We start from the raw sequence: 18,416 nt of genomic DNA, 5'->3' as shown, positions 1-18,416 counted from the left end.
CGCCCATGCTGCTCGAAGTACGCGACCTGCACGTGGAGTTCCGCACCCGCGACGGGATCGCCAAGGCCGTCAACGGGGTGTCGTACGAGGTCGCCGCGGGCGAGACCCTGGCGGTGCTCGGGGAGTCCGGGTCCGGCAAGTCGGTCACCGCGCAGGCCGTGATGGGCATCCTCGACATGCCGCCCGGCCGGATCACCGGCGGTCAGATCCTCTTCCAGGGCCGCGACCTGCTTAACCTGAAGGAGGAGGAACGACGGAAGATCAGGGGCGCCGGAATGGCGATGATCTTCCAGGACGCCCTGTCCGCCCTCAACCCCGTGCTCTCCGTCGGCGACCAGCTCGGGGAGATGTTCACCGTCCACCGGGGGATGTCCCGCAAGGACGCGCGGACCAAGGCGGTCGAGCTGATGGACCGGGTGCGCATCCCCGGCGCCGCCCAGCGGGTGCGGGACTACCCGCACCAGTTCTCCGGCGGCATGCGCCAGCGCATCATGATCGCCATGGCGATCGCGCTGGAACCCGCCCTCGTCATCGCCGACGAACCCACCACCGCCCTCGACGTCACCGTGCAGGCCCAGGTGATGGACCTCCTCGCGGAGCTGCGCCGCGAGTACGACATGGGGCTCGTCCTCATCACCCATGACCTCGGTGTCGTCGCGGACGTGGCCGACCGGATCGCCGTGATGTACGCGGGCCGGATCGTGGAGTCGGCGCCCGTGCACGACATCTACAAGGCACCGGCCCACCCCTACACGCGCGGCCTGCTCGACTCCATCCCCCGCCTCGACCACAAGGGCCGCGAGCTGTACGCCATCAAGGGCCTGCCGCCCAGCCTGACCCACATCCCGTCCGGCTGCGCCTTCCATCCGCGCTGCGCGATGGCACGGGACGTCTGCCGCACGGACGAGCCCCCGCTGTATCAGGCGGGCCCGGACCGGGCGAGCGCCTGTCACTTCTGGAGGGAGTGCCTCGATGGCCTCGATGGCTGAACCCGTCCTGGAAGCCCGCGGCCTGGTCAAGCACTACCCGCTCACCCGGGGCATCGTCCTGCGCAAACAGATCGGCTCGGTGAAGGCCGTCGACGGCGTCGACTTCACCCTCGGCCGGGGCGAGACCCTCGGCATCGTGGGCGAGTCGGGATGCGGCAAGTCCACGGTGGCCAAGCTGCTCTGCCATCTGGAGCGGCCCACCGAGGGCGAGATCCGGTTCCGGGGCGAGGACATCACGGGCGCGTCCGGGCGCCGGCTGAAGGAGGTCCGCCGGAACATCCAGATGGTGTTCCAGGACCCGTACACCTCGCTCAACCCCCGGATGACCGTGGGGGACATCATCGGGGAGCCCTACGAGATCCACCCCGAGGTGGCTCCCAAGGGCGAACGGCGGCGCCGGGTGCAGGAGTTGCTGGACGTGGTGGGGCTCAACCCGGAGTTCCTGGGCCGCTACCCGCACCAGTTCTCCGGCGGCCAGCGGCAGCGGATCGGCATCGCGCGGGCGCTGGCGCTGCGCCCCGAGGTGATCGTCGCGGACGAGCCGGTGTCCGCGCTGGACGTGTCGGTGCAGGCGCAGGTGATCAACCTGCTGGAGCGGCTCCAGGCGGAGTTCGGATTGTCCTACGTGTTCATCGCGCACGACCTGTCGATCGTGCGGCACATCGCGGACCGGGTCGCGGTGATGTACCTCGGCCGGATCGTGGAGACCGGGACGGACGCGGAGATCTACGAGCACCCCACGCACCCGTACACCCAGGCGCTGCTGTCGGCGGTGCCGGTGCCCGATCCGGAGGCGCGTGCGCACCGGGAGCGGATCATCCTGAGCGGTGATGTGCCCTCGCCGACCGCGATCCCCTCCGGGTGCCGGTTCCGTACCCGGTGCTGGAAGGCGGAGGAGCGGTGTGCGAAGGAGGTGCCGGCGCTGGCGGTGCCGGAGGAGTTCCGGGGGGCCGGGGGGCCGGGCGCGCATCCGTCGGCGTGTCTGTTCGCGGCGGAGCGGCGGGTGGTGCCGGGGGCCATGGAGGGGCACGGGGGGCACGGCAACGGGCCGGGATGACATGGCGTATCCCGGCCCGTTCACGGCACCCGCACGGCCGTACGCGGATCAGACTCGCGGGTGCTTATATCGGAGCGACTTCGGTGAAGTTGCCTGTGCGTTAACGCCGTTCGGGCTGGTTCGTCCCACCGGTCCCCAGGGCGCGCTTGAGGAAGTCCACCTGGAGGAGGAGCAGGTTCTCCGCGACCTGTTCCTGCGGGGTCATGTGGGTGACGCCGGACAGCGGCAGCACCTCGTGCGGGCGGCCGGCGGCGAGGAGGGCGGAGGACAGCCGGAGAGTGTGTGCGGCCACCACATTGTCATCGGCCAGGCCATGGATGATCATCATGGGCCGGTGTGCTTCGGCGGCGTCGGACAGGCCCTCGTCGGTGATCAGGGAGTTGCGGGCGTAGCTCTCCGGGTCGGCCTCGGGGTCGCCCAGATAGCGCTCGGTGTAGTGGGTGTCGTACAGCCGCCAGTCGGTGACCGGGGCGCCCACGATGCCCGCGTGGAAGACGTCCGGGCGGCGCAGGACCGCCAGCGCGGACAGGTAACCGCCGTACGACCAGCCCCGGATGGCCACGCGGGAGAGGTCGAGCGGGTAGCGCTTGGCCAGGTCGTGCAGGGCGTCGATCTGGTCGTCGAGGGTAAGCGTGAAGTCCTGGTGGATCGACTTCTCCCACTCGGGGGAGCGGCCGGGGGTGCCCCGGCCGTCCGCGACGATCACCGCGAAGCCCTGGTCGGCGAACCACTGCGAGGTCAGATGGGCGTTGTGGGCGGCGACGACCCGCTGACCGTGCGGGCCCCCGTAGGGGTCGAGCAGGACGGGCAGGGGAGTGTCGTCGGGGTAGTCCGATGGCATAAGCACGGCGCACGGAATTCGCCGTGCGCCCCCCTCGGTCAGGGTCACACTGGGGGACATACCGGGGTTTTCGGCGTACGAGCGGACACCGAGCGCCGGTTTTCCGTCACGCAGCACCTGGACACGGGCGCCGGGACTGTCCAGCGTCGCGGAGACCAGGACGGTGACGTCGCCCGAGCGCACCGCCGAGTGCACGCCGGGCTCCTGGGACACGCGCTCCACGCCCAGCTCGCTGACCCGGTACACATGGATCTCGCCGATTTCCGGGTCCTGGGCAGCCTCGCCGGCGGAGGCCGAGACCAGTACGTCGTCCGCCGACACGTCCAGTACCGCGCGGATGTGCAACTGCGGCCCGGTCAACGGGCGTTCGCCCAAGGTGAGGACCCGCGCGCCGCCCTCGTCCGCGACACGCACGAGCTGTCCGGAGGGGGTCCAGGCGGGCACCCCAGCGAAAAGTTCCAGCCATGTTGGATCTTCGTCGGCGTGCACCATCCGGGTGACGCCGGTGTCCGGGTCGACGGCCAGGATCAGCTGGCCGCGCTGGTCCCGCGACTGCACCAGAAACAGCGGGGAACCTGCCTGTGACCAGTGCACACGCGCCAGATAGGGGTAGCGCTCGCGGTCCCAGCGAACCTCGGTGCGGGTGCCGTCCAGACCGATGACGAACAGCGTCACCTCCGCGTTGGCGGTGCCCGCCGCCGGGTAGCGCACGTGGTGTGGCTCACGGTCGGGGTGTGACGTGTCCGCGATCCACCAGCGCCGCACCGGCGTGTCGTCCGCCCGCGCCACCAGCAGCCGGTCCGACTCCGGGGACCACCAGAAGCCCCGCGTACGGTCCATCTCCTCGGCCGCGATGAACTCCGCGAGGCCGTACGTCACTGCGTCGTTCTCGGGGGTGGCCAGCGGCCGGTCGTCGGCCCCCTCGGCGCCGACGACCCGCAGCTCGCCTCCGACGACGTAGGCGATGTGCGTGCCGTCGGGGGAGGGGCGGGGGTCGATCACCGGTCCGGGCACGGTGAGTTCGGTCGCGGTGCCGGCCCGCAGCTCGGCCGTGAAAAGCCGTCCCGACAAGGCGAAAGAGGCCAGTTCCAGGGCCGAGTCGGTGGCGTAGCCGACGATGCCGGCGCCGCCCTCGCGGGTGCGCTCGCGGCGGGCCCGTTCCTCGGGTGACAGCTCCTCGTCCGCGCCCGCGAGGAGGGCGCGGGGGTCGGCGGCGGGGCGCTCGGTGCCGTCCGACGTGTCCAGAATCCACAGGGAGTTGGCGCGGTCCGTGCCGGAGCCCGAGCGGAGGAACGCGACACGTGAGCCGTCGGGCGCCACGGTGAACGCGCGCGGCGCGCCGAGCGAGAAGCGCTGGGTCCGGGCGTGTCGCCGGGGGAAGGAGTCGGTGTCGACTGTCTGGGTCGTCATGGCCCGACCATATTGGCCATGCGCCCCCTTGTGCGGCCGTGCGCCGAGCGATGCGCGAGCACGGATAGTTATGATCACTGTCGCTGCGTGGGTATGAACCTGGCGGCGTCCGCGTGGACTTGGCTCTCGGGCCGGTTCGCCGGGGCTGGACCGAGTCACAACCCCCATAGTCCGAACCCCCCGTGTCCCTGGGATTCATTGGAGGTGAGCCGCCGTGGCACTCTCGATTTCGGCGGTGGTGCTGCTGGCGATCATCGTCTTCCTGCTGATCAAGAAGTCGGGACTGAAGGGGGGGCACGCCGCCATCTGCATGCTCCTCGGCTTCTATCTCGCCTCCTCGACCATCGCACCCACGATCAGCGAGCTGACCACGAACGTCGCCAGCATGATCGGCAGCATCAAGTTCTGACGCGGGTCCGGGGTGACGGCCCGGCCGGCCACCCCACTCGCCGTGCACGGCGCTCAGGTCGTCGGCAGGGTCGGCTGGACGCGGCGCAGGAATGTGGCGTTGTCCGGGGTTTCCCGCATCCGTTGCAGCAGGGTCTCCAGCGATGCGTCCCCCTGTGAGCGCAGAGCGCGGCGAAGGCCCCGGGTGACCGTCAACTCGTACGGGTCGAGCAGGAGTTCCTCGCGGCGGGTGCCGGTGCGGTCGATGTCGACGGGCGGGAAGACGCGGCGGCCCGCCAGCTCCCGGTCCAGGCGGAGTTCCATGTTGCCGGTGCCCTTCAGCTCCTCGAAGAAGTAGCCGTCGGCGCGTGAGCCGGTGTCCACCAGCGCGCTGGCGAGGATGGTCAGCGAACCGCCCTCCTCGGCCTGCCTCGCGGCGCCGAAGAACCGCTTGGGGCCCAGGAGCGCGGCCGCGTCGACGCCTCCGCTGAGGGTGCGGCCGCCCGCTGCCGAGGCGTTGTTGTGCGCGCGGCAGAGCCTTGTCAGCGAGTCCAGCAGGATGACGACGTCCTCCCCGGCCTCCACCCGCCGCTTGGCCCGCTCCACGACGAGGTCCGCGAGGGCGGTGTGCTCCTTGGCGGGGCGGTCGAAGGTGGACGCGTACACCTCGCCGCGTACGGACCTGCGCATGTCGGTGACCTCCTCCGGGCGTTCGTCCAGCAGCAGCACCATCAGGCGGCACTCGGGGTGGTTGCCGGCGATGGCCGCGGCGAGCTGCTGGAGCAGGACGGTCTTGCCGCTCTTCGGCGGGGCGACGATCAGCCCGCGCTGGCCCTTGCCGACGGGGGCGAGCAGGTCGGTGAGGCGTCCGGCCAGGCCGGAGGCGGGGTGTTCGAGACGCATGCGCTGGTGGGGGTGCAGGGGGGTCAGGTCGCGGAAGTTTCTGCGACGTTCTCCGGGGTCGCGGCCATCGACGCCGGTGACCTCGGTGAGGGCGCGCTGCGCTCCGCTGACGCCTTCGACGAGGTCGCCCTTGCGGAGCCCGTACCGGCGGACCAGCGCGGGTGGGATCTGCGGGTCGGCGGGGGAGGGCAGGAGGCTCGCGGCGGCCCGCAGGTGGCCCTTCCCGTGCGCGTCGATGTCGAGGACGCCGGTGAGGGTGCGGGTGCGGGTGGCTGGGGTGCTTGCTGTGACTTTGGTGGGGGGTTCGAGGGTGGTGGTCACGGTCGAGGTGTCCTTTCAGGACGGAAAACGGCAGGGAAGAGGAAGGGCCGCCGCAGATCACGGAGGGGCGGACACGCCTGCCTCCGGGCGAGGGGAACGACACCACTGGCGGGGCGATGAAAGCCCTGGTCAAGAGGTGTCTCTGGGAAGAAGCCCGGCCTGGTCGAAGACCATCGGCACGAGGGCTGAGAGAGGAACACGACACCGGCGCCGGATGTGGGGCGCGGGTATGCCGCTCATTGCACTGTACCGGTGCGGGGGGTTGCGTCAAGGGGGACGCGGACGGCGATCACAAGTGGGTGCGGGGACCACGGTCAGGCGCCCGGGCGGAGGCCGTCACGCTCACCGCCGGGACGCCTGGACTCTGCGCCTTCTTCAGGGCCGGGGGAGCGGCAGGCTGGGCATCTGCCTGTGGCGTAGCTGCTGCCTGCCGTCATCGACGTGCAGGGTGAACGCTTCCGGCCCCGGCCGGCCTGCCGCGTCGTACGCGGACAGCACGGCCTCGATCCGTTCCCACAGCCGCACCGGACCGCCCTCGCGCACCTCCCACCGGCCCTCGGTGGGGGTGAGGGTAGCGGCGGAGCCGGTGACCACGTCGACCAGGTACGTGACGTCGCCCACGGTCGTCATCTGTGCGTCCGGCACAGCGCACTGGGCGAGGAATCTCAGGTGAAACGCCTCCTCGGTCGCCGCTGTGATCCGCTCCGGGGCGTGCCGAGCCTCCCGGCCGGTGTCGGGAAGGCCCGCGGCCCAGTGGGCAGGGTTGCCGAACGCCGGCGCCGCGTGCGTGCGCGCGGACATGAAAGAGACGGTGCCGCCCAGCAGTTGGCCCTCGGCAGAGCCGTCGCCATTCACGGTCAGCAGAACACGGGCGTAGCCGTGGAGGCCCCTGCTCCGCATCCCGCCCGACCACGGTCGCGGCCTGAGAGCATCGACATCATGGGTAGGCATTCCCGACCAGGACCACCGAACCAGCCGTCCCGCGCTGTCCCGCGACCCGGCACGGACGACCCGCTGGCCGCGTACGAGAAGCGGCGCCGGGCTCCCCTGGACGTCCAGCGTCGGCACCGGCCGCTGCATGGTGGCGGCGGTCACGTCCGCCCTGGCGAACCGAGGGCACTGGAAGAGTGGAACGGATTCTCGTACGAGCCCGCAGGCACCGCCGCGAACCTCGCGCAGGCCCAGCGGTGGGTGAACGAACGGATGACCAACGCCGACGACGGAGAGTCTCCCGGCTGATCAGGCCACTCCTACGGTGTGCCGGTGGGGGCTGCCCGTGTCTGTGGTGCGGGCATGCGGGCGGGCCCGGCGTGGTTGTGCCGGGGCCGTCAGCGTTCAGTCGCGGACGCCGGTGACGAAGGCTGTCCAGGTCTGCTGGGTGAGGATGAGCTGCGGGCCTGCGGTGTGTTTCGAGTCGCGGATGTGGACCATGCGGGGCGCGAGCGCGACTTCTACGCAGGAGTTGCCGTCGGTTCCCCCGCTGTGGCTGCTCTTGAACCAGGTCAGCTCGGGCGGCTGGCCGTTTACGGAGGCTGTCCAGGAGGCGTGGGCGAGGGCGAGCTGTGGGCCGGTCGCGTGCTTCGAGTCGCGGATGTGGACCAAGCGTGGTGTGGGCGCGACCTCAACGCAGGAGTTGCCGTCGGTTCCCCCGCTGTGGCTGCTCTTGAACCACTTCAGCGTGGTGAGGTTTTCGCTCATGGGGCTCCCTGCCTTTGTTCTGCAAAGGCCGCCCATATTTGTGGTGCGGGCATGCATGGAGTCCTCAGGGGGCGGCCCCGGCGTGGCTGTGCCGGGGCCGTCAGGTGTCAGTCGCGCACGCCTGCGACGAACGCCGTCCAGGTTGCCTGGGTGAGGGCGAGCTGAGGGCCTGCGGTGTGCTTTGAGTCGCGGACGTGGATGGTGCTGGGGGTGACGGCGAGTTCGACGCAGGAGTTGCCGTCCGGGCCATCGCTGTAGCTGCTCTTGAACCAGGCCAGTTGGGCAGTTTCCCCGGCAGAGACCTTGCGGATCATTTTTCTCCCAGCACTTGCTCGATGAAGGCCAGCGACTTCTCTGGCGAGAGCGCCTGGGCTCGGATGGTGCCATACCGCAGATCAAGGATGCGGAGCTGCCTCGGGTCGGAGGTTGGCCGACTATTGAACGCGCCGTCCGAACGGCCTGCCGCCGTGCCGTCAGCGAACTTCAGTACCTCGATCCTGCCGTCCAGTCCAGGGTGGGCCCCTGCGGCCAGCGGCATCACTTGCAGCGTGACGTTCCGCAAACGCCCAGTATCCAGAAGGTGTTCGAGTTGCTCACGCCACACCATTGTGCCTCCAACGCGCCGACGTAGCGTCGCCTCTTCCAGGACGAAGCTGAGAGCAGGGGCGGGCGACCGCGCGAAAACCGCCTTCCGGGCCATCCGCGCGGAGACCAGATGCTCTACCTCCTCCTCCGAGTACGGCGGCTGGTAGACCTCGAACAGCGCTCGGGCATGGTCCGGAGTCTGAAGCAGCCCATGGACGCTCAGCCCCATGTACACACCGATCTCGACGGCCTTGGCCTCGAACTCCGCAAGCGCCCGGACACTCTTGGGGTACCGGACCCTCTTCACGTCCTCCCACGACGCCGAGATCAGACCGCCCGCGTCCAACACCTCGTCCGCCCTGTCCAGATACTCCTGCCGCGGAATCCGCTTTCCGGCCTCCACCTTGTAGACCAGGTCCTCCCCGTACCCGATCAGCGCGCCGAACTCAGCGGCGCGGAGCCCCGCTGCCTCGCGGCGTAGCTTCAACTGGCGGCCCACCGTGGCGATCACCGCCGCGCCCCAGTCGTCGTCCGGTTCGACCTCCCAGCCGGACTCGTCCGTCTCCGATGCGAGCCGTACCAACTCGCCGTCCACCGACATCCGCACTCCTCCCTGCCTCTGCCGACAGCGCGGACACCACCGGACAACCCGCCGACAGTGACCGTACGCAACGGTGCGATCACTCTTCACGGTAGGGCGGGACGGACACCCTGGGTGATGTGAATCAGGAAAACGCCGGGGCTGCGGCCCAACTCGATGCTCGTGCACGCGACTTCAGCGTGCTGTTCTCCTCCACCCCGCGAGGTGCCCGACTCGCGCGGCTGCTCGCCGCTGAGCAGCTTCGTAGCTGGGGGCTGCCGTGGGAGGAGGCCGGTCAGATCGTCGCGGAGCTGGCGGCCAACGCCGCGACCCACGGGCGGCTGCCGGGAAGGAGTTTCCGGCTCGCGCTGCACGCCGCGCACGGCACCCTCCGTATCGAGGTGACGGACACGCGCGGTGACCGGCGCCCGGTGTGCCGGGAGCCGGGGGTGGAGGACGAGGGTGGGCGAGGGCTGCTGCTCGTGGCTGCCCTGGCCGACCGTTGGGGCGTGGCGGACGACCGGTTTCCGCGCAAGATCGTTTGGGCTGAACTGGACTTCGCCGCACCGGAACCCGGGCGGTCGCGCTCCGGTGCCGGAGGTGGTCAGTAAGAGAGCAAAGAAACGGGGGAAAACACCCCCACCAAGCCCCACCCCTCCCGCCCGTGGCTGCCCACGGCGGCAGCCTCACTCGGGTGGGTGAACATCCCTGTTTCCGCTGGCAATTGCCACCCTGGGCGGCTCTAGGCTCAGCGCAAGACAACCGCAGACATACGTCGGCCCCCGCCGGGAGTGGCATCCCAGTGCGAGGGCCTGACCATCAAGGAAGAATCGAGCTTCCCGATGGGTACCCAGAACCCTAGCGCGCCCTCGCGCGTCCGGTCCCGCATTGCGGGTCAAGACCACCCGAACCGGGGTGGTCTCATCCACGACAACTCCCGTCACACCGCCCGCTTCACGGTGATCGGCAACCACCTCGCCCAGCACGCGGACCTCTCCCTCCTGGCGATCGGGCTCGGCACGCACATCCAGTCGCTGCCGCCGGGCGTCCGAATCGACATCAAGACGCTCGCGGTACGGTTCCCGGAGGGGGTCACCCGTATCGCCGCCGCCCTGCGTGAGCTGGAGCAACACGGCTACCTGCGGCGCGTACGCGAACGGGTCCCCGGCGGCCGCATCATCACCCGCACGATCTCCTGCAACCAGCCCCCGGCCGCCCGCCGCCACCGGCCCGACCACGAGAGCGCGGACCGCGAGCCCGCGAACCACGAGCGCGGGAGCGACCACCCGGTGCGGCCCACCCCCGCCCCTGCCCCCAGCGACTGTCCGCCGGGACCCCGTCGCAAGGCTCTCTCCGCCGTGCCGTCCCCCTCCTGCTCCGCCCCCGCACTCCTCCAGGCCGCCACCGACGTCCTCGCGGACCTGCGCCGCCATGACACCCGTCTGCTGCTCTCCGCCGCCGACACGGCCCACCTCGCCCCCGGCGTCGCCGCCTGGCTGGAGCGGGACGTCGCCCCGGCAGCAGTACGCGGAGCCCTGATCGACGGACTGCCGACGGAGCCGCTGCACCGCCCCGCCGCCCTGTTGGCCCACCGTCTGACCGCTTACCTCCCGCCCCCACCCCCGTTCGTCCGGCCTGCCGCCACCCCGCCTCCCGTGCGGCACCCCTTCCAGACTTGCGACGGCTGCGAACGAGTCTTCCGCGCCCCGGCTCCGGGCCCCTGCCGAGACTGCCGAACCGCTCCCCAGGAGGATGCCTAGGATGTCGCACCTGTACCGGATCATGCGGGACTTCGTGCTGTCCTTGGACGACACTCTCCCCGGCCAGTTCGAGGTCACGCGGGAAGGAATCGTCCACGACCTGATGGCGCCGGTGAGGCCACACCAGCTCACCGCGCTGTACGTCCGTGAACGGCTGGATCAGTTGCTGCCGGATGGAATCGTGGCCCATATGGGCGCACCTGACGTCGAGGACTTCTTCGAGGGCATCATGCGGCACCCCGACGTGATGGTGATCGCCGAGGCCGACATGGAGGGGGACGGCGCGTTCGACCCCCGCACGCTCGTCGCCGCCGTCGAGATCGTCTCCCGCTCCAACCCGGAGAACGACTGGGTCGGCAAGATCCGCGACTACCCGCTGCTGGGCATCCCGGTCTACGCGATCTTCGACCCCCGCACCGGCTCCGGCGCCGTCTTCACCGACATCCACCCCACCCCCGCCGGCCCGCGCTACGCCACCCGCAAGGACTTCGGCTACGGCGAGGACGTCACCATCGCGGACTGGACCATCCCGACGGACGGCCTGCCGCGCTACGCCGACGACAGCACCGCGCAGGGCGCGTCCTGAACCGTCGCCCCTGCCCTCGTACGCTGGACCCCATGACCGAACTGCCCGCCCGGCGTCTGCTGCTCGTGCACGCGCATCCCGACGACGAGTCGATCAACAACGGCGCGACCATGGCCAAGTACGTGGCCGAGGGGGCGCACGTGACCCTGGTGACCTGCACGCTCGGGGAGCGGGGGGAGGTGATCCCGCCGGAGCTGGGACATCTGGAGGGCGCCGCGCTCGGGGCGTACCGGCGGGGCGAGCTGGACGCCGCCCTCCGCGAGCTGGGGGTCACGGACGTGCGGCTGCTCGGCGGCGCCGGGCGGTACGGGGACTCCGGGATGATGGGGCTCCCCGACAACGACGACCCCGCCTGCTTCTGGCAGGCCGGCCTCGACGAGGCCGCCGGGGCGCTCGTGGACGTCATCCTGGAGGTCCGGCCGCAGGTGCTCGTCGCGTACGACGACAACGGCGGGTACGGCCACCCCGACCACATCCAGGCCCACCGCGTCGCCATGCGCGCCGTCGAGCTGGCCGCCGGACGCGGCCACCGGGTGGCCAAGGTCTACTGGAACCGCATGCCCCGCTCGGTCGTCGAGGACGCCTTCGCGCGGCTCGCCGACGAGCTGCCCGGCCTGCCGTTCGGCAAGAGCGCCGACATCGCCGACCTGCCCGGCGTGGTGCCGGACGAGCGGATCACCACCGCCGTCGACGGCAGCGCGTACGCCGCCGCCAAGGCCGCCGCGATGCGCGCCCACGCCACCCAGATCACCGTCGCGGGCGACTACTTCGCGCTCTCCAACGACCAGGCCCAGCCGCTGTTCACCACCGAGTACTACGAGTTGGTGCACGGCAGTGCCGAGCCCGGCGAGAGCGACCTGTTCGCCGGAGTGGAGGTGGCGTCATGAGCGGCCCCGGACACGGCTCGATGCTCGCCCAGCCGCTGCAACGCCCCTCGCTGGGCCGGATGGCCGCGCTGCTCGGGCTGTGCGTGCTCGGCGCGGTTGTCGGCATCGCCGGGGCGCTGGTGCAGGCCGCCTGGTTCCCGCTCGGCCTGCTGCTCGCGCTCGCGGGCGCGGGCGGAGTGTTCCTGGGAGGGGGCTACGCGCTGCGCGGACGGTCCGGGGCGGTCGCGCCGGTGCTCGGCTGGATCATCGCCGTCATCCTGCTCACCGCCAGCCGCCCGGAAGGCGACTTCCTGTTCGGCGCGGGTGGCGGCTCGTACGTCTTTCTGCTCGGCGGGATGGCTCTCGCTGTGATCTGTGCCACCTTGGCTCCCGGGCGGCAACCCGTCGACGGCTCCGACCGACTTGGCAAGTGACGTACCACTTCGCGTGACCCTCGTGCGGGTCCGGTGCGGATTTCCCCGGCGGTCGTGGGAATCGCGCCAGAGGTGGCCAGTATGGTGGTGCGCGCCGCCGAGATGCCCGCTGAGGTCGTGACGGGCGGCGGAGCCAACCGGGAGAACTTGCCTTGAGTCGTGAAACTGACACTCCGTCCTCCGGGCCCAACGGGCGCGGCGGAGCCGCGTACCCCTCCGGCACCCCGCCGTACGGGACCCCCGTGGCTTCCGGCGACGGGACCGGCGCGGGAAGTCCGGACGCGCGTCCCGAGGAGCGCAGGACCGAGACCACGCTGACCACGCGCATCCGGATCAACATCCCCGGGTCGCGGCCCATTCCGCCGGTCGTCGTACGCAAGACCGTCGGGGAGAGCGAGAGCGCCGGGGGTGAGCCGGGCGTCGACGCGCGGCCCGAGCCCGCCGCCGCACCCGCGCCCGCCCCCGAACCGGCCGCCGAGCCCGCCCCGCAGGCGGAGGAGAAGACCAGCGAATGGTTCGCTCCCCGCAAGTCCGGCGGCCCCAAGGGCGGTTCGGGAGGTAACGGGACCAACGGCGCCGGACTGCCGGGCGGTTCGGCCGCCGGTACGAGCGGGCCGCGGCCCGGCGCCCCGGCCCTGGGCCCCGGCCCCTCCGCCCCGCGCCCCGCCGGCGCCCCCGCACCGGGCGCCCCCCGCCCTGGCGGCACCAACGGCTCCGGCATGTCCGGCGCCACCGGTGGCCCCGTCGCGCCGGGCCACGGCGGCGGCACGGGCTCCTTCGACGTCACCGAGGCGCTGGCCGCCGGCCCGCGCGGTGGCGCCCGCCCCGGCGAGCCCGCCCGTGACGACCTGCCGTTCTTCTCCGACAACGGCGGCGCCCCGGCCGGTGGTCCCGGTGCCCCCGGCGCCAACGGCCGTGGCGGCCCCGGCGGTCCGAGCGGCTTCAACGGCCCCGGCGGCCAGGGTGCCCCCGGCCCGAAGGGCCCCGCGGGCCCGACGGGCGGCCCGGTCACCGGTGACGGCCCGCTGCCCACCCGCCCGGTGCCCGGCACCGCCCCCGGCGCTCCGGGTGCCCCCGGCATGCGGGGCATGGAGCCCGGCGAGCCCTTCGACGGCCCGCCCGCGTTCCGCGCCCCCGGCGGCGGCCCGCCCAAGAGCGCCCAGGGTCCGCAGGGCGGCCCCCAGGGCGCCCCGCAGGCCGGGAACCCCCTCGGTGACGACACCGCGATCCTCACCCCGCAGCAGCTCGCCACCGCCCCGAACGCCCCCGGCCGCGCGCCGCACGGCGGCGTCTCCGGACACACCGTCGCCAGCGGCATCCCGGTCTTCCCGGGCGACGAGGCCGCCGACCCGTTCGGCCCCGCCGGGGACCGCCCGGCGTACACGGCGCCCAAGCCGCCCGCCCCGCAGGCGAAGGCCGCGCCGAAGCCGAAGAAGAAGGGCCGCAGCAAGCTGATGCTGCTGGTCGCCGGTGTGGTCGTCGTCGTGGGCGGTGCCTACGGCGCCGGACTGCTGATGAACCGCACCGACGTGCCCAAGGGCACCACCGTGCTCGGTCTGGACATCGGCGGCGGCACCCGTGACGACGCGGTCAAGAAGCTCGACGACACCTTCCGGGACCGGGTGAACAAGCCGCTCCAGCTCTCCGTGGGCGGCGGCGACGTGGCCCTCACCCCGGACAAGGCGGGCCTGCAGTTCGACTACCAGGCCACGGTCGCCGACGCCGCCAAGAGCGACTACAACCCGCTCTCCGTGATCGGTTCCCTCTTCGGGCAGAAGCGGGTCGTCGAGCCGGTCACCCCGGTGGACGAGGAGAAGCTCCAGGTCGCGCTCCAGCAGGCGGGCGGCGGTTCGGGCTCGGTCGTCGAGGGCGGCATCAGGTTCGAGTCCGGCAAGGCCGTCGCGGTCTACGGCAAGCCCGGCAAGGCCATCGACGCGGCCGGCTCCGGCAAGGCGGTCGAGCAGGCGTACCGCACGCTGATCGAGACCGGCACCGCGACCCCGGTCACGGTGCCCACGACCACCAGGCAGCCGACGGTGCCGAACGCCGAGGTCGACAGGGAGATGAAGGCGTTCGCGGAACCCGCGATGTCGGACCTCGTCACCGTCCAGGTCGACGCGGCGCACAGCATCAAGTTCGGGCCCAAGTCGCTGCCGAAGATCCTCGGGTTCAAGGCGGTGGGCGGCAAGCTCACCGACACGTACAACCTTGAGGCGCTCAAGCAGGCGTACGGCACCACCTTCGACGGCGTGAAGGTCGAGAGCGCGACCGGCAAGCGCGACATCCTCCCGCAGGACGTCGTGGCGGCCCTGCGCAAGGCCCTGGTCGGCAAGACCACGGCGGAGCGCACCGGCGTCATCGACACCAAGCCGAACTAGTCGGGCACGGCATCGTGAGGGCATCCGGAGACGCTCCGGGTGCCCTCACCGTCGTATGACATCTGTCATCCGGCACTCAGGACCGACGGCACTGCCGCCGCCACCCCCCTCCCCGCCAGCATGGACGGCATGACAACGACAGCGGCACCGCCCGCGACCGCCGCGCCGGTGGTGGCCGGGTTCGACCAGGTGAGCAAGACGTACGGCAGCGTTCGCGCGGTCGACGGACTCTCGCTCGCCCTGCGGCCCGGCGAGACCGTCGCCCTGCTCGGGCCCAACGGCGCGGGCAAGTCCACCACGCTCGACCTGCTGCTCGGCCTGAAGCAGCCCGACGCCGGGCAGGTCACCGTGTTCGGGACCAGTCCGCGCGAGGCCATCGTCGCCGGGCGGGTCGGGGCCATGCTCCAGAGCGGCGGGCTGATGGAGGACGTGACGGTCGCCGAACTGGTCGGTCTCGCCTGCTCGTTGCACCCCCGCCCGCACCCCGCCTCCGAGGTGCTCGCCCGCGCGGGCATCGCGCAGATCGCCGACCGCAAGGTCAACAAGCTCTCCGGTGGCCAGGCCCAGCGCGTCCGCTTCGCCCTGGCCACCGCCGGGGACAGCGACCTGATCGTGCTGGACGAGCCGACCACCGGCATGGACGTCTCCGCCCGGCACGCGTTCTGGTCCACCATGCGCGAGCAGGCCGACCAGGGCCGTACGGTCCTCTTCGCCACCCACTACCTCGAAGAGGCCGACGCCATCGCCGACCGCGTGCTCGTCCTGCACCGGGGCCGGCTGCTGGCCGACGGCACCGCCGCCGAGATCAAGGCCCGCGCGGGCGCCCGCCGGGTCTCCTTCGACCTGGACGGCGCCATCGACGAGACCGCGCTCGCCGCCCTGCCCGCGCTCACCTCGCTCGACGTGTCCGGGCAGACCGTCCGCATCCAGTCGTCCGACGCCGACGCCACCGTCCACGCCGTCTACGGGCTCGGCCTCTACCCCCGCAATCTGGAAGTCGCCGGGCTGGGCCTGGAGCAGGCTTTCGTCGCCATCACCGAGGCCGAGGAGGCCAAGCGCGCATGACCGGCATCCTCGCCTCACGGGCCCTGATCAAGCTCGAACTCGCCCGTGCCCTGCGCAACCGCAAGTTCCTGTTCTTCTCCGTGCTCTACCCCTCGATCATCTTCCTGATCTTCGCGGGCAGTTCGGGCACCGACGAGAAGGTGGACGGCACCGGCCTGACCGTCGCCACCTACCTGATGGTCTCCATGGCCTCCTTCGGCGCCCTGACCGCCGTGCTGATGGGCAACAGCGAGCGCATCGCCAAGGAGCGCGAGAGCGGCTGGGTGCGCCAGCTGAGGCTGACCCCGCTGCCCGGCCACGGGTACGTCCTCGCCAAGACCGCCAGCGCGGCCGTGGTCAGCCTGCCGTCCATCGTCATGGTGTTCATCGTGGCCGCCGTCGTGAAGGACGTACGTCTCGACGCCTGGCAGTGGCTCGCCCTCACCGGCGTCATCTGGGCCGGCAGCCTCGTCTTCGCCGCGCTCGGCGTCGCCATCGGCTACCTCGCCTCCGGCGACGCGGTACGCCCCATCACGATGATCGTCTACTTCGCGCTCTCCCTCCTCGGCGGCCTGTGGATGCCCTCGGCCGGGTTCCCGAGGTGGCTCCAGGACATCGCCGAGTGGCTGCCGACGTACGCGTACGCTGCCCTGGGACGCGCGGTCGAACAGAGCCAGGCCCCGCAGGCGCGGGACGTCGCCGTCCTCGCCGTGTACTTCGTCCTCTTCGCGGGCGGCGCGGCCTGGCTGTACCGGAAGGACACGCTGAAGGCGTGAACGCGATGACCAAGGACCGGTACGCCGGGACCGTGACGGACACCCCCGTGGGGCGACCGCCGCGGAGCCGGCGCGAGCTGTGGGCGAAGCTGCTGTGGATCGGCGTCTGGCTGGTCTTCCTCAGCTCGCCCGTCCACGACCTGGTGAGCGGCGGCCACGGCACGGCGGCCACCTGGGCCGGAGCGGCCGGGCTCATCGCGTTCGTCGCGGTCTACCTGGGACTGGTCTTCCGCAACATGGGCCGGACCTTCTCCGGGCCGTCCGTCGTCGTGCTCCTGCTGATCCTCGGGATTCTCGCCCCGCTCCTCGCCTACACCCTCGGCAGCGCCTGGCTCGGCCTGTTCGTCTACCTCTCGGTGGCCTGCGGGGCGACCCTGCCGACGAAGGCCACCTACTGGGCGATCCCGGCCTCGGCGGCCCTGATGTACCTGGTCGGACTGCACTCCGGCGAGGAGGAGGCACGCAACCTCCTGCTGCTGGTGGTCCTGATCGGCTTCGCCATGACGGGCGTACGGCAGCTGGTCCGCACCACCATCGAGCTGCGCAAGGCGCGGGCCACGGTGGCGCAGCTCGCCGCGAACGAGGAGCGGCTGCGGCTCGCCCGCGACCTGCACGACCTGCTGGGGCACTCGCTGTCCCTGATCACCCTCAAGAGCGAGCTGGCGGGGCGGATGCTGCCGGGCCGGCCGGAGCAGGCGGCCCAGCAGGTCGCGGACATCGAGCGGGTCAGCCGGCAGGCGCTGGTCGACGTCCGCGAGGCCGTCACCGGCTACCGGCGGCCCCGGCTCGCCGCCGAACTCGCGGGCGCGCAGGTCGCGTTGACGGCCGCCGGGGTCATCGCGGAGATCCCCGCCGAGCCCGACCTCGCCGGGCTGCCCGAGGAGGCCGAGGCCGCGCTCGCGTGGACGCTGCGCGAGGCCGTCACCAACGTGGTCCGGCACAGCGGGGCGGAGCGGTGCGCGGTGGAACTGCTGCACCGGCACACCCTGGACGGGCCGGTGCTGGAACTCTCCGTCGAGGACAACGGCTCCGGCGGCCCGGGGAAGGGGCCCGGCAACGGCCTCACCGGCCTCGCGGAACGGCTCCACGACACGGGCGGCACACTGGAGGCGGGCCGGTCCGCCAAGGGCTTCCGGGTGGTCGCCCGCGTCCCGTCGGCCGCCGTCGCGGACGTAGTATCCGGGGCATGACGAGCACGATCAAGGTCCTCCTGGCCGAGGACCAGTCGATGGTCCGCGAGGCGCTCGCCGCGCTGCTCGGGCTGGAGGACGACATCGAGGTCGTCGCGCAGGTCGCGCGCGGTGACGAGGTGCTGGCCGCCGTCGCCGAGCACGGGGTGGACGTGGCCCTGCTCGACATCGAGATGCCCGGCTGCACCGGCATCGAGGCCGCCGCGCGGGTCCACCGGGCGCACCCCGGCGTGAAGCTCGTCGTCCTCACCACCTTCGGCCGCCCCGGCTACCTCCGCAGCGCCATGGAAGCGGGCGCCGACGCCTTCCTCGTCAAGGACGCCCCCGCCGCCCAACTCGCCGCCGCCGTACGCAAGGTGCTCACCGGGGAACGCGTCATCGACCCCACCCTGGCCGCCGCCGCCCTCGCCGGGGGCGCCAACCCCCTCACCGACCGCGAGCGCGAGATCCTGCGCGCGGCCGCGGACGGCTCCACCAACGCCGAACTCGCCCAGACCCTCCACCTCTCCCAGGGCACGGTCCGCAACTACCTCTCGACCGCCATCCAGAAGCTCGCGGTACGCAACAGGGCGGAAGCGGTCCGCATCGCCCGCGAGAAGGGCTGGCTCTGA

General features: G+C 71.8%; 19 protein-coding genes and 1 pseudogene. 14 read left to right on the top strand and 6 right to left on the bottom strand.

The window, feature by feature from the left end; all coding sequences use genetic code 11:
* Positions 1–5 precede the first annotated feature (5 nt).
* The gene (locus tag ACIGA3_RS22975) at positions 6–989 is read left to right on the top strand and encodes an ABC transporter ATP-binding protein (protein ID WP_399718687.1); all 984 of its coding nucleotides are present in this window, start codon (positions 6–8) and stop codon (positions 987–989) included.
* The gene (locus ACIGA3_RS22970; RefSeq protein WP_399718684.1) at positions 973–2,046 is read left to right on the top strand and encodes an ABC transporter ATP-binding protein; all 1,074 of its coding nucleotides are present in this window, start codon (positions 973–975) and stop codon (positions 2,044–2,046) included. The genes ACIGA3_RS22975 and ACIGA3_RS22970 overlap by 17 nt, the downstream gene beginning before the upstream one ends.
* 100 nt (positions 2,047–2,146) lie before the next feature.
* Here ACIGA3_RS22970 and ACIGA3_RS22965 read toward each other — a convergent pair whose 3' ends face one another.
* Positions 2,147–4,297 carry a prolyl oligopeptidase family serine peptidase gene (locus tag ACIGA3_RS22965; RefSeq protein ID WP_399718681.1) on the bottom strand — a complete coding sequence of 717 codons (2,151 nt, stop codon included), beginning with the start codon at positions 4,295–4,297 and terminating at the stop codon, positions 2,147–2,149.
* 214 nt (positions 4,298–4,511) lie between these two features.
* Between ACIGA3_RS22965 and ACIGA3_RS22960 the strand changes: the two genes are divergently transcribed.
* Entirely contained in the window at positions 4,512–4,706 is a 195-nt protein-coding gene (locus tag ACIGA3_RS22960) for a hypothetical protein (protein WP_018544306.1), read from the top strand.
* A 53-nt stretch (positions 4,707–4,759) separates the two neighbouring features.
* On the opposite strand, the gene rho is transcribed toward ACIGA3_RS22960, so the two are convergent.
* Together rho and ACIGA3_RS22950 are read right to left on the bottom strand one after the other, a co-directional pair.
* Positions 4,760–5,908 (bottom strand): transcription termination factor Rho, encoded by a 1,149-nt coding sequence (gene rho / locus ACIGA3_RS22955; RefSeq protein ID WP_399718678.1) that lies wholly within the window; start codon positions 5,906–5,908, stop codon positions 4,760–4,762.
* Between the two features lie 375 nt (positions 5,909–6,283).
* Positions 6,284–6,793: pseudogene (locus ACIGA3_RS22950) on the bottom strand (SAM-dependent methyltransferase); the annotation flags it as partial.
* A 54-nt stretch (positions 6,794–6,847) separates the two neighbouring features.
* On the opposite strand from ACIGA3_RS22950, the gene ACIGA3_RS22945 reads away from it, so the two are divergent.
* Positions 6,848–7,147 (top strand): DUF6087 family protein, encoded by a 300-nt coding sequence (locus ACIGA3_RS22945; protein ID WP_399718675.1) that lies wholly within the window; start codon positions 6,848–6,850, stop codon positions 7,145–7,147.
* Between the two features lie 96 nt (positions 7,148–7,243).
* On the opposite strand, the gene ACIGA3_RS22940 is transcribed toward ACIGA3_RS22945, so the two are convergent.
* The 3 genes from ACIGA3_RS22940 to ACIGA3_RS22930 all read right to left on the bottom strand — a co-directional run bounded on the left by ACIGA3_RS22940 (position 7,244) and on the right by ACIGA3_RS22930 (position 8,792).
* The gene (locus ACIGA3_RS22940; protein ID WP_399718672.1) at positions 7,244–7,606 is read right to left on the bottom strand and encodes a DUF397 domain-containing protein; all 363 of its coding nucleotides are present in this window, start codon (positions 7,604–7,606) and stop codon (positions 7,244–7,246) included.
* A 107-nt stretch (positions 7,607–7,713) separates the two neighbouring features.
* Complete coding sequence (locus ACIGA3_RS22935; protein WP_399718669.1) at positions 7,714–7,920, bottom strand: DUF397 domain-containing protein; 207 nt, start codon at positions 7,918–7,920, stop codon at positions 7,714–7,716.
* Positions 7,917–8,792 carry a helix-turn-helix domain-containing protein gene (locus tag ACIGA3_RS22930; RefSeq protein ID WP_399718666.1) on the bottom strand — a complete coding sequence of 292 codons (876 nt, stop codon included), beginning with the start codon at positions 8,790–8,792 and terminating at the stop codon, positions 7,917–7,919. The genes ACIGA3_RS22935 and ACIGA3_RS22930 overlap by 4 nt, the downstream gene beginning before the upstream one ends.
* Before the next feature lie 119 nt (positions 8,793–8,911).
* On the opposite strand from ACIGA3_RS22930, the gene ACIGA3_RS22925 reads away from it, so the two are divergent.
* From ACIGA3_RS22925 to ACIGA3_RS22880, 10 genes are all read left to right on the top strand, one after another.
* Positions 8,912–9,382, top strand: coding sequence for an ATP-binding protein (locus tag ACIGA3_RS22925; RefSeq protein WP_399718664.1), 471 nt, complete (start codon positions 8,912–8,914; stop codon positions 9,380–9,382).
* 231 nt (positions 9,383–9,613) lie between these two features.
* Positions 9,614–10,531, top strand: a complete 918-nt coding sequence (locus ACIGA3_RS22920; protein WP_399718661.1) for a helix-turn-helix domain-containing protein — start codon at positions 9,614–9,616, stop codon at positions 10,529–10,531.
* Positions 10,524–11,117, top strand: a complete 594-nt coding sequence (locus tag ACIGA3_RS22915; protein ID WP_399718658.1) for a Uma2 family endonuclease — start codon at positions 10,524–10,526, stop codon at positions 11,115–11,117. The genes ACIGA3_RS22920 and ACIGA3_RS22915 overlap by 8 nt, the downstream gene beginning before the upstream one ends.
* A gap of 32 nt (positions 11,118–11,149) precedes the next feature.
* Positions 11,150–12,004 (top strand): N-acetyl-1-D-myo-inositol-2-amino-2-deoxy-alpha-D-glucopyranoside deacetylase, encoded by an 855-nt coding sequence (gene mshB, locus ACIGA3_RS22910; protein WP_399718656.1) that lies wholly within the window; start codon positions 11,150–11,152, stop codon positions 12,002–12,004.
* Entirely contained in the window at positions 12,001–12,417 is a 417-nt protein-coding gene (locus tag ACIGA3_RS22905; RefSeq protein ID WP_399718653.1) for a DUF6113 family protein, read from the top strand. The genes mshB and ACIGA3_RS22905 overlap by 4 nt, the downstream gene beginning before the upstream one ends.
* Before the next feature lie 152 nt (positions 12,418–12,569).
* The gene (locus ACIGA3_RS22900) at positions 12,570–14,795 is read left to right on the top strand and encodes a hypothetical protein (protein WP_399718651.1); all 2,226 of its coding nucleotides are present in this window, start codon (positions 12,570–12,572) and stop codon (positions 14,793–14,795) included.
* Positions 14,796–14,924: 129 nt separating this feature from the next.
* Positions 14,925–15,860 carry an ABC transporter ATP-binding protein gene (locus tag ACIGA3_RS22895; protein ID WP_399718648.1) on the top strand — a complete coding sequence of 312 codons (936 nt, stop codon included), beginning with the start codon at positions 14,925–14,927 and terminating at the stop codon, positions 15,858–15,860.
* Positions 15,857–16,615, top strand: a complete 759-nt coding sequence (locus tag ACIGA3_RS22890; protein WP_161202907.1) for an ABC transporter permease — start codon at positions 15,857–15,859, stop codon at positions 16,613–16,615. Before ACIGA3_RS22895 ends, ACIGA3_RS22890 begins: the two co-directional genes overlap by 4 nt.
* Before the next feature lie 5 nt (positions 16,616–16,620).
* Positions 16,621–17,805 carry a sensor histidine kinase gene (locus ACIGA3_RS22885; protein WP_399719248.1) on the top strand — a complete coding sequence of 395 codons (1,185 nt, stop codon included), beginning with the start codon at positions 16,621–16,623 and terminating at the stop codon, positions 17,803–17,805.
* Positions 17,802–18,416: a DNA-binding response regulator gene (locus tag ACIGA3_RS22880; RefSeq protein WP_399718644.1), complete on the top strand. Its 615-nt coding sequence runs from the start codon at positions 17,802–17,804 to the stop codon at positions 18,414–18,416. Before ACIGA3_RS22885 ends, ACIGA3_RS22880 begins: the two co-directional genes overlap by 4 nt.

This window comes from Streptomyces sp. NPDC085596 (assembly GCF_044541565.1).
Lineage (GTDB): Bacteria > Actinomycetota > Actinomycetes > Streptomycetales > Streptomycetaceae > Streptomyces.
Note: the sequence above shows the minus strand (reverse complement) of the source record. Positions and strands in the feature narration are given on the sequence as shown.